Annotated in this window: 11 protein-coding genes; 3 read left to right on the forward strand and 8 right to left on the reverse strand. The window is 59.4% G+C overall.

The annotated features are described in order from the left end of the window. Positions 1–117 precede the first annotated feature (117 nt). Positions 118–1,161 (forward strand): aminoglycoside phosphotransferase family protein, encoded by a 1,044-nt coding sequence (locus VH599_19995; protein ID HEY7350602.1) that lies wholly within the window; start codon positions 118–120, stop codon positions 1,159–1,161. A 26-nt stretch (positions 1,162–1,187) separates the two neighbouring features. Here the strand turns inward: VH599_19995 and VH599_20000 are convergent, their stop codons facing one another. From VH599_20000 to VH599_20015, 4 genes are all read right to left on the reverse strand, one after another. Continuing rightward, positions 1,188–2,366: a tRNA-dihydrouridine synthase gene (locus VH599_20000; GenBank protein HEY7350603.1), complete on the reverse strand. Its 1,179-nt coding sequence runs from the start codon at positions 2,364–2,366 to the stop codon at positions 1,188–1,190. 351 nt (positions 2,367–2,717) lie between these two features. Next, positions 2,718–3,770 (reverse strand): hypothetical protein, encoded by a 1,053-nt coding sequence (locus VH599_20005; protein ID HEY7350604.1) that lies wholly within the window; start codon positions 3,768–3,770, stop codon positions 2,718–2,720. 309 nt (positions 3,771–4,079) lie between these two features. Then, entirely contained in the window at positions 4,080–5,342 is a 1,263-nt protein-coding gene (gene metK / locus VH599_20010) for a methionine adenosyltransferase (protein ID HEY7350605.1), read from the reverse strand. Positions 5,343–5,407: 65 nt separating this feature from the next. Then, positions 5,408–6,685, reverse strand: coding sequence for an adenosylhomocysteinase (locus VH599_20015; GenBank protein HEY7350606.1), 1,278 nt, complete (start codon positions 6,683–6,685; stop codon positions 5,408–5,410). Positions 6,686–7,099: 414 nt separating this feature from the next. Here VH599_20015 and VH599_20020 point away from each other — a divergent pair, with 414 nt between their 5' ends. After that, positions 7,100–7,690: a hypothetical protein gene (locus VH599_20020; protein HEY7350607.1), complete on the forward strand. Its 591-nt coding sequence runs from the start codon at positions 7,100–7,102 to the stop codon at positions 7,688–7,690. A gap of 222 nt (positions 7,691–7,912) precedes the next feature. Then, positions 7,913–8,410 (forward strand): winged helix-turn-helix domain-containing protein, encoded by a 498-nt coding sequence (locus VH599_20025; GenBank protein ID HEY7350608.1) that lies wholly within the window; start codon positions 7,913–7,915, stop codon positions 8,408–8,410. Positions 8,411–10,360: 1,950 nt separating this feature from the next. Here the strand turns inward: VH599_20025 and VH599_20030 are convergent. The 4 genes from VH599_20030 to mtnA form a co-directional block, all read right to left on the reverse strand. Further along, on the reverse strand, positions 10,361–11,212 hold the full coding sequence (locus VH599_20030; protein HEY7350609.1) for a GNAT family N-acetyltransferase: 852 nt from the start codon (positions 11,210–11,212) through the stop codon (positions 10,361–10,363). A 4-nt stretch (positions 11,213–11,216) separates the two neighbouring features. Then, positions 11,217–12,158, reverse strand: a complete 942-nt coding sequence (locus VH599_20035; protein HEY7350610.1) for a PfkB family carbohydrate kinase — start codon at positions 12,156–12,158, stop codon at positions 11,217–11,219. A gap of 101 nt (positions 12,159–12,259) precedes the next feature. Further along, positions 12,260–12,871 carry an HD domain-containing protein gene (locus VH599_20040; protein HEY7350611.1) on the reverse strand — a complete coding sequence of 204 codons (612 nt, stop codon included), beginning with the start codon at positions 12,869–12,871 and terminating at the stop codon, positions 12,260–12,262. 33 nt (positions 12,872–12,904) lie between these two features. After that, complete coding sequence (gene mtnA, locus VH599_20045; protein HEY7350612.1) at positions 12,905–14,008, reverse strand: S-methyl-5-thioribose-1-phosphate isomerase; 1,104 nt, start codon at positions 14,006–14,008, stop codon at positions 12,905–12,907. Between the last annotated feature and the right edge of the window lie 4 nt (positions 14,009–14,012).

Genomic DNA, 14,012 nt, shown 5'->3' on the forward strand with positions numbered 1-14,012 from the left:
GGCTCAACGCTGGCCGCCTTCCAGGCGGCGCTACAAGTGGCAACCCCCGATAGTTGGTGAAACCATACGCCACGAAGGTGTATCAAAAACACGCTTCTTCAGCTATAATAAAACCCTATGCGGGAAAAACCGAGCATTCAAGAGAAAGACCTGCGCGCCTGCTTGCAGGAACAGTATCATCTTTCAGCCGCCACGCTTGAGTTTTTGCCCCTGGGGCTGGACAGCAGGTCGGGGGTGTATCGCGTGGTGAGCGAGCAAGGGACTCCCTATTTACTCAAAGCCAGGGCTGGATCGTTCTACGAACCCAGTTGTCTGGTTCCTCGCTCTCTCCGAGATCAAGGAATCGCGTCGGTGGTAGCTCCCCTTCCCACGCAGAGAAACGCCTTGTGGACCCAGGCAGGGGAATGGACGGTGATTGTATACCCCTTTATCGAGGGGGAAACAGGCTGGAACCCAGGCATGACCGATGGGCAGTGGAGGGCGGCGGGAACGACCCTCAAGCAGATTCACGGGGCCATGCTGCCCGCTGAGGGCGTTCCGTCTCTGCGTAAAGAGGCGTTTGACCCGACGGAGTATGCTCGTTGGGTACGATCATTTGCAACACAGCAAGCGCGTGCTGAAGGGGGCAGCAGAGTTGAGCAGGCGCTTCGTGCTTGTTGGGTGGCGCACCAGCCCACGATTCAGGCGGCAGTGACTTCTCTGGAAACGCTGGCAGATGTGCTGCAAAGGCGATCAGGGCCGCGCGTCATCTGCCACGCTGACTTGCATCCAGGCAATATGATCCGTGACCAGACCGGCCAGGTCTTTGTGATTGATTGGGAGGATGTAATGCTGGCCCCCAAAGAGCGCGATTTCCTCTTTGTGGGGGAACCGCCAGCGGATGGCTCAGCGGGAGAGGACACCGCCCCTTTTTTTCAAGGGTACGGGCAGACGGAGATAGATTGGATCGCGCTCACGTATTATCGCTGGGAACGGGTTATTACAGACCTGATCGAGGACGCTGGGCAAGTGTTTTTCCGGGATGATCTCGGAGAAGAATCCAGGGCTGATGCCGTCCAGCGGTTCAGCGACACCTTTGCGGCAGGCTATCAAGTGGATGTGGCCTGGGCCGCTGCGGCCCATCTCCCATCAGACCTCAGCTTTCTCAGTAGACCACAATAGACTTCGATAGAAAGGAAGCGTCACGATCAGCGCGAACCCCGCGACGTAAGCAGCAGCGCCCGCTCTTCCTGGCTGGTTTCGTGGTTCAGGTTGTCCCCGATGAGGTCTTCCACTTCGGTCAGGCTGTTGGTCTGGACAAGCTGTCGGCGCAGCGAGACAGCATCGAAGAAATCGCGGCAGTACCAGGAAAGGTGCTTGCGCAGTTCAACCCAGCGGTGGCCGGGCAGCAGCCTGGCGAACAGGCGAGCGTGATAGAGGGCGGTGCGCAAGCGTTCCTGGCTGGTAGGGCGCGCGGCTGGAGCGAGCGTCCCGTCATGTAGAGCGCCCGTGCCGCTGGCTCCCAGGTGGGGGGCCGCCAGGGTGGCGCGCATGGCCCGCAGGTCGCGGAACAGCCAGGGGTTGCCCATGCTGGCGCGGCCAATGAGGACGCCATGCACACCTGTTTCCAGAATGCGGCGGCGGGCGTCTTCGACGGTGTGGATGTCTCCGTTGCCCAGGATGAGGGTAGGCGTCTGGCGCACGATGGCGGCTGCTCGTCCGATGGCGTCCCAATTGGCTGATCCGGTATACATCTGGCGCAGCGTGCGCCCATGGAGCGAGATCGCTACCGGCTCCACCTCCAGCAGCACCTTGACCCAATCCTCGATGACAATCGAGTCATAGCCCAGGCGTGTCTTGACGGAGACTGGCAGAAGCCGCCGCGCAGTGGGCGCGTGCCGGGCCGCGTTCATCTGGCGGATGCGCGCGATGCGTTCCGACGCCAGGCCGATGCCTTCCAATGTCTGGCCGTTGGCCCAATCCTCCACGCCCCGTTTGACGGCGCGCACGATCTCTTGCGCCAGCAGCGGCTCGCGGATGAGCGCCGCGCCGCCGCCCTTGCCGGTGACACATTTGGAGGGGCAGCCCATGTTGATGTCCACGCCATCGAAGCCCAGTTCGCAGACCATGATCGCGGAGCGATAAAAGTCCTGCGGCGTCGCGCCGAAGATTTGCGCGACTACCGGACGCTCCGCGTCATCGAACAGGAAGGCGTCCAGCAGCCGCACATCACCGCGCCAGAGTCCCTCTACATTGGTGAACTCGGTGAACACGATGTCGGGGCGGCCAATTTCGGCGTGAACCTGCCGAAAAGGCGCGTCGCTTACCCCGTCCATAGGGGCCAGGGCAATGATGGGCTGTGGAAGGGTCTGCCAGAACGAGGACACGCATCACTCCTTACATCAGAAGAATAGGCCGCAGCACAGGCTGCCATGCAGGCATCATGCAGGTATATCGAATGTCTTCTCATTGTGTCCCAACGGAGCGGCTGCTGTCAAGGGAAGCAGGCAAGCGCCTATTTGTAGCGCCGCTCCCCTTCGGGGAGGGCCGCTTGCCTCGGCTGGGCCTCGGCACTCTCGCTCGCTGCGCTCGCTCGCGCGTCCCTTCCAGGCGGCTCAACGCTGGCCTGCTGGTACGTTGGCTTGGAGGGCGAACGCTCGCGCTGGCGAATCGTTGGCCGCCTGGAAGGCGGCGCTACAGGTATAAGGTTAGGCGGGGTTGTAACCGCCAGCCGATGGTCAGGTGAGGAAAGCGAAACTCTGCTCCATCGGCGTATAGAACTGTGTTTTATCGCTGTCAAAGGTCGTGATAGGCGAAAGGTAGCTCAGGCTGAAGAGGGTTCCTTTATAGACCAACGACTCCACGACGGCATGCAGGCTGCTTTTCTCGCCACAGTCCAACTGATGCCACTGCTGGCCGCCAATGGTGACGGCTGCGGGGGTGGCGTCAGACGCATTCCCCACGACACTACAGAAGCCTGTATTGAACAGGTCTTCTTGACCAGACCTCGCGCCTGCGCTAATCGTTACCTGGAAGACCTGGCCGCTGTCACTGGTGAATTCCTCGCCGCTCGTACCCTGAGCGTCTCCGACTGGCTTCCAATCACTGGGATAGGCAATGCTGAAGGTGCTGCCGGTGAACTTCTTGAAGCCTGCCGGGATGCTTGGGGTAGGCGTGGAGGCGCCTGGGCCGGTGCTGGTGGCTGGTTTTTTGCCGGTGAGTGCGATGGCAGCGACGATGCCGCCCGCGATCACAACGAGCAGGACAATGGCAATGATCGCAATGAGGCCGCCCCTGCCCTTTTTGGGCGGCGGCATCATTGGCCCGCCAGGGTATCCCGGCTGCGGCGGTGGAAACGGTGTCCCAGGGTATCCCGGCTGCGGCGGTGGAAAGCCGCCCTGTGGCGCGCTGCCAAAGCCTGGAGGCGGCCCATAGCCTGGCTGCGGTGGTGGAAATTGTGGGCCAGGAGGCTGCGACGGAGGCCCATAGCCCGGCTGCGTGCCTGAGCCAAAGCCTGGTTGTGATGGCGGGAACTGCGGGCCAGGCATGCCCCCTGGCTGCGGCAGGATATAGCCCGGCGGCGGCGCGGGCTGCGCTGGCGGGAACTGAGGCGGCGCGCCAAAGCCTGGCTGGGATGGCTGCGGCGGAAATCCATCCGGCTGCTGCCCATAGGGCGCGCCTGGCGTGGGCGTCTGCCCTGGCGTTGGGGGTCTCACTCGCGTCGTCGGCGACTCATCGTCACTGTTCCCCCCGCCTGGGGGGCCGGATTGAAATGGCTGATCTGATTGCATTATGGTTTGTCTGGCGCAGGCGGAAAGCCTGCGCGCCCTCCTTTATCGTGTTGGAGAAATTATCGTGTTGGAGAAATGGTACATTGTTCGCTAGTCTCTCTGAGGGGTTATGTGCTATTCCTATCATCGCGTGCTTTTTGCGCTCTCAAGACTCTAGCATCCACATCAGGGGTTGTCAAGCTTCCCACTCACACTCTCTTATGGTAGAGCATCATTTCAAGGCCGCTCTCTCGGAAGACGCGTAAAAACAGTTTCGTCGCGTGGTGCACGACGAAACTGAATGGGCTGAGGATCCGTGCTGTATGGCTGCTACTGGCCCGCGACGGTCACGCTCGATGGAGCGCCGATGGCGCGCTTGAGGTCTTCGACCTTATCCAGCCGCTCCCAGGGGGCGTCAATGTCGGTGCGGCCAAAGTGGCCGTAGGCAGCGGTCGCCTGATAGATGGGCCGTCGCAGTTTGAGCGCCTGGATGATGCCCGCCGGGCGCAGATCGAAATGCTCGCGGATGAGCCGGGCCAGCGTATTATCATCAACCTTCCCGGTGCCGAACGTCTCTACGAAGATGGCGAGCGGGCGGGCGACACCGATAGCATAGGCTACCTGAATCTCGCAGCGATCAGCCAGGCCAGCGGCGACAATATTCTTGGCGACGTGGCGCACCGCATAGGCCGCCGAGCGGTCAACCTTGGTGGGGTCTTTGCCGCTGAACGCGCCGCCGCCATGACGCGCCATGCCGCCGTAGGTGTCTACGATGATCTTGCGCCCGGTCAGCCCGGCGTCTCCCATCGGCCCGCCGACGACAAAGCGGCCCGTCGGGTTGACATGATAGGTAGTCTTCTCATCCAGCAGTTCGGGCGGGATGACCTTCTTGATGATATGCTCTTTCACGTCGGCTGTGATCTGTTGCAGAGAGGCATCCGGGGCATGCTGGGTGGAAATGACAACTGTATCAACGCGCACCGGCTTGCCAAACTCGTACTGCACCGTGACCTGGCTTTTGCCATCGGGGCGCAGATAGGGCATCGGGCCAGTGCCATCCACAGAAAGGCGGCGCACGCTGGCAAGCTGGCGGGTCAGTTTGTGGGCCAGGCTGATGGGCATAGGCATCAGTTCGGTGGTTTCGTTGCAGGCAAAGCCGATCATCATGCCCTGGTCGCCCGCGCCAATTTCTTCCAGTTCATCATCGGTGAGCGGGCCACTTGACTGGCGCTCTTTCGCTTCCTTGGAACGCGAGACGCCCATATCAATGTCGGGCGATTGCTTGCCAATGGAGGTGGTGACGCCGCAGGTGCGATAGTCGAAGCCATAGCGGGCGTCGGTATAGCCGATGTGTTCAATCGTCTGGCGAACAATAGCCGGAATATCGGCCCAGGCGGTGGTGGTGATTTCGCCGCAGACGAGGATCAGGCCAGTGGTGGTGGCCGTCTCGCAGGCCACGCGGGCGCTCTCGTCCTGGGCGATCAGATTATCCAGCACTGCATCGCTGATCTGATCGCACAGCTTGTCGGGGTGTCCCTCGGTGACGCTTTCGCTGGTGAAGAACGTTTTGGGACTGGTCATAAAACTGGTCATGTCTGCTGGGGGTTTAGAAAAACCCACTCCTCCCTTCGGAATTCACACGTATGGCAATTGGCGGCTCAGGTGCCGGATTCCCAGGATGACAGGTACTTTTCTTGTTCTGGTGTCAGGGTGTCAATCTCGATGCCCATGCTGATGAGCTTGAGCCGGGCGATTTCTTTGTCAATGTCGTGTGGGATGGTGTAGACACGCGGCTGGAGCGTTGTGGCGTTCTTGAGCATATATTCTGCGCCGAGCGCCTGGTTGGCAAAGCTCATATCCATGACGCTGGCGGGGTGGCCCTCGGCGGCGCTCAGGTTCACCAGGCGGCCATCGGCCAGCAGATAGATGTGTCGGCCATCGTTCAGCGTGTATTCTTTGACGAAATCGCGCACCACGCGCTGCTCGATAGTGATCGCTTCAATCGCCGGGATGTTGATCTCGTCATTGAAGTGGCCGGAGTTCGCAAGAATTGCGCCATCCTTCAGGCGCTCGATATGCTGCTGGTCCATGACGTTGAGGTCGCCGGTCACGGTGACGAACAGATCGCCAATCTCGGCGGCCTTGACGAGCGGCATCACGCGGAAGCCATCCATCACCGCCTCGATAGCGCGGATGGGGTCCACTTCGGTGACCACGACGTTCGCGCCCATGCCACGCGCGCGGGAAGCGACGCCCTTGCCACACCAGCCATAGCCAGCGACGACAAACGTTTTGCCCGCCAGCAAGATGTTGGTGGCGCGGATAATGGCGTCTACGCTGCTCTGGCCGGTGCCATAGCGGTTATCGAAGAGATGCTTGGTATCGGACTCGTTGACCGCCAGCACCGGGAAACGCAGCACGTTATCGCGCTCCATGCTGCGCAGGCGGATAACGCCGGTGGTCGTTTCTTCGGTGCCGCAGATGACGTTCTTAAGGAACGAGTCGGGATACTCTTTGTGCAACGTGGAAACCAGATCACAGCCATCATCCATCGTAATCTGCGGGCCGTGTTTGATCGCCAGGTTGATATGCTCGTAGTAGGTTCGCTCGTCCTCGCCCTTGATGGCGAAAGTGGGGATGCCCTCATCAACGTTCAATGAGGCGGCGACATCATCCTGTGTGGAGAGCGGATTGCTGGCGCACAGCACGACATCAGCGCCGCCCGCTTTGAGGGTGATTGCCAGGTTGGCGGTTTCGGTGGTGATATGCAGGCAGCCGGAAATCTTGATGCCCTTGAGGGGCTGTGTTTTGGCGAATTGTTCGCGGATGAGCCGCAGCACAGGCATCTCTTTGGCGGCCCATTCGATGCGCTGTTTGCCGCGCGGGGCCAGACTGCGATCCTTGACATCGCCGGAGCGGCTGGTTGGGATGCTCACGCAATACTCCTGTTCTGAGAGAACACTATCTGTTAATGAACAATAATGGTCTACATCTCGTTTAGTGTATTATGATACTGGCCCTGCCTGCAAGACAAGAAGAGAGAGTGTGTTCTCTCTTTGTGGTAACGAATGACGGCGAAGAGAGTATGCCCGATATGAGGCGATTGCCAGCAAAAATGTTTCGCTCTGCCGCGCCGCGAGTACACATCATGAGGCGTCTGGGAACACGCTGTCATGCTCATACTTGCTTGTAGTTGGGAGAATCTCATGAGATTGGTTCGCTCACCTCTGGTAGCATCGGTGCTGTTGCTGCTGTGCCTTGCAGGGTGCCGATCTGGTGATTATGCTCCTTCAGTGGTTCCTGAGTGGCTGCTGGGATGGAACCCTCCGGCGAAAGGGATCGATGCTTCTGTGCCTCTTGATACAGCCTTCAAGATGGGAACTATTCTGGAGCATTGGTCTACACCAGGCTCGTTACCAGATTCGGCAACTACCTGGCTCTTGCTGGGGAAGACGTTCGGCATTGGGCGGGTTCGGCTCGATGCTGAGGGGTTCTATCAAGACCTCGCCTTTCTCTATGTTAATTCCCAGCAGCATACTTGGGATGCGAATGCTACTTCTATCGTCAGTGGGCAGCCCTGTAGCGATGGGAATAAGGTATCGGGTTCGCTCGTATTTCCTGAGCCTGTCTGCCCCAACGGTCTTTTAACATGGTTTAGCCAGCCTTTCAGCTTTACGCTGACAACCTGGCACTTTGCAACGCATATCTATGTGCTGATGCGAGCAGGAGTTCAGCTTCACAATGTTGATAGCGATGGTGTCCCCGTTCAGATCGGCTCATTTACCGGACACACGCGCCGATCTGGAGAGTTTACCACGATCATCGTGCCAGTCGGTACGAACGAGAGTATGCTGATCGCCACTTCAGCCGGAAAAGAGGTCACAGCGCAGCTTGCCCAGGCGATGGTTGCTCAGAGGGATGATCTTGTGCCTCTGGATTAGCCGGATGAGCAGAGAGACAGCCTCGTCTCACCCTCTGTTCCACAGGCGCGAGACCCAGCGGCGGCTGCCATGCGCTTCGACAAAGTGGCAGGCGCCGCTGTAGCCACAATAGGAACAATGAATCGGCAAAACTGTTGACTCTGGCAGCAACCCATTTATAATAGGTTATGTAAACGGACAAGCTCTTCCTTCCTTCCTGACGCTTCCAAAATGGAAGGAGGGGTGGCCCTTGAAGCGTGCGGTCTTTCCCCGGTTTCTCAAACCCTGCACTGGATAATGAGTGTTTCTATCGAGCGCAATTTCACGGAGGATGGCAAAGAAATGTCTGCTCTCGACACCCCGGCAGCCCAGGGTGCTTCTGGATTCCTGCCTGATAGGCGCTCTGTAGCCCCATTGCTCCTTGGCCCCGCTTGCTGGCATGAGCCAGCCCTTGCCAGGATGGTGAGCCAGGGCAAGGAAATCCTGCTTACCCCACGCGAGAATGCCCTGCTCCTGCTCTTGCTGAGCGCGCCCTATGAATGGCACAAGACTGGCGACCTGGCGGCTTTGCTTGGTGAACGTCTCGGTATGGCAGAGGTTTCTCTGCAATCCGTCCGGCAGACCATGCTGGGCCTGCGCCGCAAACTGGATAGCTGTGCTGTATCCTCTGACCTGCTGCGCTGCCGTCCTGGGCATGGCTATGGCATTTTCCCGCCCACCATTACCGATCCGCTCTCTTGATACCACGCGGTCAATTCACACCAACACAACACAGATCTGACGCAATTACAACGCTATCTTGACGCGCCGCGCTCAATGCTCAGGTTAAACTCTATGCAGCGAAGGAAAGAGGCGGATCGGAGCTTGTAGCCAAGACTGCCGACGCGATCTCCCGGCAGCATACCTGCTTGAGCTACACTTGTGATCGCTTAATGCGACGGACTTTTTGCATAGTGAAAGGAGACCCAGGATGGGAACACGGCGAACTCCTGATGCGTCTGCGAAGATAGCTGCCAGGCATATTCTTTCTTGGCGCAGCAGACGCGGATTGATAGCCGTCCTTGTAACTTGCCTGGTTGCGCTGATGGCATCCAGTGTGAGTTTTGGTGTCGGTGGACATACCCCCGTGGCTCACGCCTCTTCGTGCAATGGTTACTACCGGCAGAGCAACCACTGGGGGGCCTGGTTTGAGATCGACGGAAGCACAAGCTGTCTCGGAACTCCGCCACAAGGTGTAGCATGGGTTCAACCATGCGGTGCATCGATCACGGTAAACGCGGATGTCTGGCTCAGTCAAGGTACTACACCTGGAAGCAATCGCCTTGCGGAGTCTGGACGAACGGGCAACGTGACATATCAAGGCAATTGCAACTGGCATCTAGCTATCCAGTTAATTGGTTGGGGCCAAATTTTCACGACGCCGCTGTACGCCTGTATGTGGGCCTTAAATCCGAGTAACAATCAATCATTTGATTGGTTTTGTGTACAGGACTCCTGAGCCATGATTGACGGCCATCATGGCTCGGCTTATGCGGTGACCCCTAGAAGGGTGACTCCTCACATTGAGCCATTTGCATCATGTTCGAGGCCGCGAGACCGCGCGAGACGCGCTGGGGGAGTGTGACGAGAGGCTCAATCCTTTGGCATTCTGCACTAGACATGCTGTCTGGACATCCCAGGCATCAGCAATGTTGAGCGTGGCCGAAGCGCCACATGAAGGGAGACTGCACACGCCATGCGGATACGAACCCTACCATTCTTGTTGGTTGCAATCGGGACTCCAGTGCTGCTGATCATCGCGATCCTCGTGGGGATTTTCTTCTCGCGGACATTGCTCCCGATCACAGCACAACCACTAGGTATCTCCGGATCCCAACCAACCCCTATACATCATTACGGCCCTGAAGCTGGAAATATCAGCGATTCACTGATCTCGCCAGACAATGTGACATTTCAGATCGTGGACATCCAACGCGACGCAACCAAGTGGCTGTTTCACATCCATGCACATAACAATGCAGATCTTGACACGAAAATCCTGGATGCTGGAACAAGCCACTACTTCATGCTAGGGCTCCAGGGTCCTGCTGGCACGCCAATCCCGCCCGACCAGGGTGAAGTCATACTGGCTGCGCCAGCGCAGCCAGATGCGGCAGCACACCCAGCATTGCCCGCTGTGGTCGCGTCGAATGCGGATGTAGATGGATGGCTAGTTGCTGACCTAACGAACGCTAAGTATAAGCCGTTCCAGTTGTTTTACGTGTATGGAACGGTACCGACTGTAGCGTGCGCGAACCCGAGGGACACGAGCACCTGTCACACAGAAACTGCCTGGAGGACGCTCGTCTGGATGTTGTAGTGTAAGTGACTCGGCATACTAGTCAGTATCGGGCCATTGAGCCCGCAAAAAGAATTTACAACGTTCAGCATTACGGTCCCTGAAATAGAGCGCATTGGTAGGAGACAAGCGATGGAGGCGATGATTCCCAAAAGCATCGCCTCCTTCATCATTGGAGGAGGAGGAGGAGGAATTTCCAGGTCTCCGAGTTCAGTATGAACCCTCGACGTTGTAAATTGCACGGACGGGCCAAATAGGCCAGGCTGTACTTGCGCTGCCCTGCGTCTTCGCGCAACAAGGTCAAGTGCGAGGCGGCGGCTGACCTGAGACGGAAGCGATAGGGCTGCTGCGCCTTACCCTCTGTTCCACAGACGCGAGACCCAGCGGCGGCTGCCATGCGCTTCGACAAAGCGGCAGGCGTCGCCGTAGCCGATGTTCTTATAGGCACGAATGGCGGGCGTGTTATCGGCGCGCACGTTCAAGATCGCCAGCGCCTCCGATTGGCCTGGTTCGTCCGGCCCGAAGCCGCGCAGCGCCTCTGCTGTTACGGCGGCAGTGACGGCCTGCGCGAAGCCGCGCCCACGAAAATGCGGATGGGTGAAGACATTGCCTACAGCGGCAATGCGCTGCGAGGGCGAGATGACGTGTGTGCCAGCGGTGGAGACGAGCCGCCCATCCACTTTGATGCCGTAGAAGATGCCACTCTCCAGTTGATAGGCGGCAAAGGCGCTGGCCGAGGCCATGCGATAGATGCGATTCAGTTCAGGCAGATCGCGCGCGGTCAAGGGCGCGGCGCGCTCCTGCTCTCTGGCAGGCCGAAAGGCGGCCTTGCTCACGGTCATGCGCAGCATGTCGCGGATGTGGCGCAGGCGGTAGCGTTTCTCCAGCGTGGGAAGATGCGCTGATTGGGCGGTGATCTGGATAAAAGCGGGGGTTAGCTCTTGCTCCAGCGGAGCGCACACGGCCCCAGGCTCGCCCATCAGAAAGAGGACCACCGGATCCAGTCGCCCGAACTCCATGGTCAGCCCACGCGCCTCGCCCTGGGCATCGCTGATCAGAAACCATTGACAGGCGCTAAAATACCCCTCTTCCAGATCGCAGAGGGCGTATCCGGCGTAGAAGCGATCACGGTTCAGGAACGCCGCGATCTGGTCTTTGTCGGTGGTCTGGCGCACCGTGTAGCGGGCGTGGGTGAATGTCGTCATCAGATTATCTGGCCCCGTTGACCCAATCGGGGTCAAAGTGGGTGAAGTTCAGAAATTCGTGGTAGCGCGTGTTGATCTCTCCGGGCGAAAGCGTCTTCAGGCGGCTCATGCCGAAGTCTTCGCAGTGGAACGACCCCATGATGTTGCCATGAACTAAGGCGCGCTTAAAGTCGGTAGTCGTCAGATCGCCATTCTTCTGGGAGGCGCGAGCGAGATAGCCGATGAAGCCGCCCGCAAAGGCATCGCCCGCGCCAGTCGGGTCGCGCACCTCTTCCAGGGGGTAAGCTGGCGCGGCAAAGAAGCTGCCATCTTTGCTGAAGAGCAGCGCGCCATAGGAGCCTTGCTTGATGACGATCATACGCGGGCCATCGGCCAGGATTTTATGCGCGGCTGTCACCAGGCCGGGTACGTCGGCGTACTGGCGCGCTTCCTCTTCGGACATCAGCAGCACGTCAACTTTGCCGATCACCTCTTTGAGTTCTTTGGGCGTGCTGCTGATCCAGAAGTTCATGCTGTCCAGCACGCGCAGGCGCGCGCTGGTAGTTTGATCCAGCACTTCGTTTTGCAGCGAGGGATGGATATTGGCGAGAAAGAGGATGGGCGCGCTGCGATAGCTGGCGGGGATGATCGGGTGGAAATCGGCAAAGACGCCCAGTTCGGTATAGAGTGTGTCGCGGGTGTTCATATCCAGGTGATAGCGCCCGCCCCAGCGGAAGGTACTCCCTTCCACGATCTGGATGCCCGCGATGTCTGCGCCCCGGCTGCGGAAGTAGTCCAGGTACGCCTGGGGGAAATCGGTGCCGACGACGCCGATCATGTTGACGGTATCGTAAAACGAGGCGGCGGCGCAGAAGTGGGCGGCTGCGCCGCCCAGTATATCTTCGGCCCGGCCAAAGGGCGTTTCGACCAGATCAATGCCAATCGAGCCAACAACGAGAATCGCCATTATGAAAATATGCTCCTTATCCACTTGTAGCATCCACTTGTAGCGCCGCCTTCCAGGCGGCCAGCGACCAGCCGCCTGGAAGGCGGCGCTACAGGTAGCTTTTAGACCTCAGAGCTACCTGTCAATTGCTCCAGAACGCCATCCAGAAAGGCCAGCGTGCGCCCAAACTTTTCGCGGCAGAGTTCTTTGGCGGTGTCGGTATAGAGCGACTGGAAGAGTTCAACGTAGCGTTCCTCGATATGGTGCAGGATAGCAGAGAGTGCCTCGTTGGTAAAGGTGCGATCAGGATATTTCGCGCCCAGTTCAATCAGCGAAGTGACGACGGCCAGCCCACCCAGGCGGCTGATTTTATCGGCATCGTAGAGGATTTGGCCCTCGATGGGTACGAGGTCGCGTTCTTCGGCGGGGGCGGCGAAGCTGTGTACCATGATGGCAGCCTGCACGCAGGCCACGCGCTCCTCTGGCACCCCCCATTCCCTCAGAAACGCCGCAGCCATTTCGGCGGAGCGCCGGTGATGCTCTTCTTTGCCATAGACGCCCGTGGAAATGTCGTGAAGATACGCCGCCATGACCAGCCCATCGTGGTCAACGTCTTCCTGGTCAACGGCCAGCATCTTACAGTTGGCGACGATGGTGCTGGCGTAGAGCAGCCCTTCAGGGCCGAGCATCTCTTGCACGTATTGGGTGATTGCGTCCTGAAGTTCGGGTTCCATCTCTGCCTCGCGTACCTCGTGTGTCTTGCTGGATCAGGATTTGAGCGCGGCGCGTTGATCGCTGCTGATCCGTGCCAGCGCCTGGTCGAACGGTGGTCGGGCAATGCCACAATCGGTGATGATGGCGGTGATATAGCGATGCGGCGTGACATCAAAGGCCGGATTAGCTGCGTTGACGCCCTGCGGCGCGATGCGCACGCCGCGCAGATGGGTTACTTCGTCGGGCGGGCGCTCTTCAATCGTGATCTGCTCGCCAGAAGAGAGCGAGAGATCAATGGTCGAGCGCGGCGCGACAACATAGAAAGGAATGGTATGTTCCCGCGCCAGGATCGCCAGGCCATAGGTACCAATTTTATTAGCGACATCGCCGTTGGCGGCGATGCGGTCTGCGCCCACAAACACGGCGTTGATACCCGCTTTGCGCATGAAGTGCGCGGCCATGTTGTCGGTAATCAGCGTGAGCGGGATGCCTTCCTGCTGCAATTCCCAGGTGGTAAGGCGCGCCCCCTGTAAGACGGGGCGCGTCTCGTCAACAAAGACATGGACGCGCTTGCCCTGGGCGCGCGCGACAAAGATAGGCGCCAGCGCGGTCCCGCGCCCGGCGGTGGCGAGCGCGCCCGCGTTGCAATGCGTCAGCAGCGTATCGCCATCGTGAATCAGCGCGGCCCCATAGTCGCCCATACGCTGGCAGGCGTCGGCGTCTTCCCTGGCGATAGCCTCGGCTTCCGCCAGTAGACGCGCTGGCAGCCCTGGAGGTGCGCAGCCTTCCGCCAGCGCGGTCTGCGCCGCGCCGCGCATGCGCTCCAGCGCCCAGGGCAGATTGACCGCCGTCGGGCGGGTGCGCCGCAAGAGGGCGGCTATCTCATCGAACCGTGCCAGCGCGGCTCCGGCGCTTTCCAGCGCAGCCGATGACGCGCTGAGCAGCCCCAGCGCCAGGCCATAGGCCGCTGCTACGCCAATAGCTGGCGCGCCGCGCACTTTGAGTGTAATGATGGCTTCAGCAACCTCTTCTGCGCTGCGGCAGGCGAGGATGCTGACCTCATCGGGCAGGCGCGACTGATCGATCATGCGCAGGACGCCGCGCTGCGTGGCTGGCTCGGTTTCCCACCAGAGCGTTTGGAAAGCTTGGGCTTTCATTTTT

Source organism: Ktedonobacterales bacterium, assembly GCA_036557285.1.
GTDB lineage: Bacteria > Chloroflexota > Ktedonobacteria > Ktedonobacterales > DATBGS01 > DATBHW01.

Bases quoted from the DNA above. Each gene is read 5' to 3' on its own strand.
- VH599_19995 (HEY7350602.1), top strand. From the start codon at position 118: ATGCGGGAAAAACCGAGCATTCAAGAGAAAGACCTGCGCGCCTGCTTG.
- VH599_20005 (HEY7350604.1), bottom strand. From the start codon at position 3,770: ATGCAATCAGATCAGCCATTTCAATCCGGCCCCCCAGGCGGGGGGAAC.
- metK (HEY7350605.1), bottom strand. From the start codon at position 5,342: ATGACCAGTTTTATGACCAGTCCCAAAACGTTCTTCACCAGCGAAAGC.
- VH599_20030 (HEY7350609.1), bottom strand. From the start codon at position 11,212: ATGACGACATTCACCCACGCCCGCTACACGGTGCGCCAGACCACCGAC.
- VH599_20035 (HEY7350610.1), bottom strand. From the start codon at position 12,158: ATGGCGATTCTCGTTGTTGGCTCGATTGGCATTGATCTGGTCGAAACG.
- VH599_20040 (HEY7350611.1), bottom strand. From the start codon at position 12,871: ATGGAACCCGAACTTCAGGACGCAATCACCCAATACGTGCAAGAGATG.
- mtnA (HEY7350612.1), bottom strand. From the start codon at position 14,008: ATGAAAGCCCAAGCTTTCCAAACGCTCTGGTGGGAAACCGAGCCAGCC.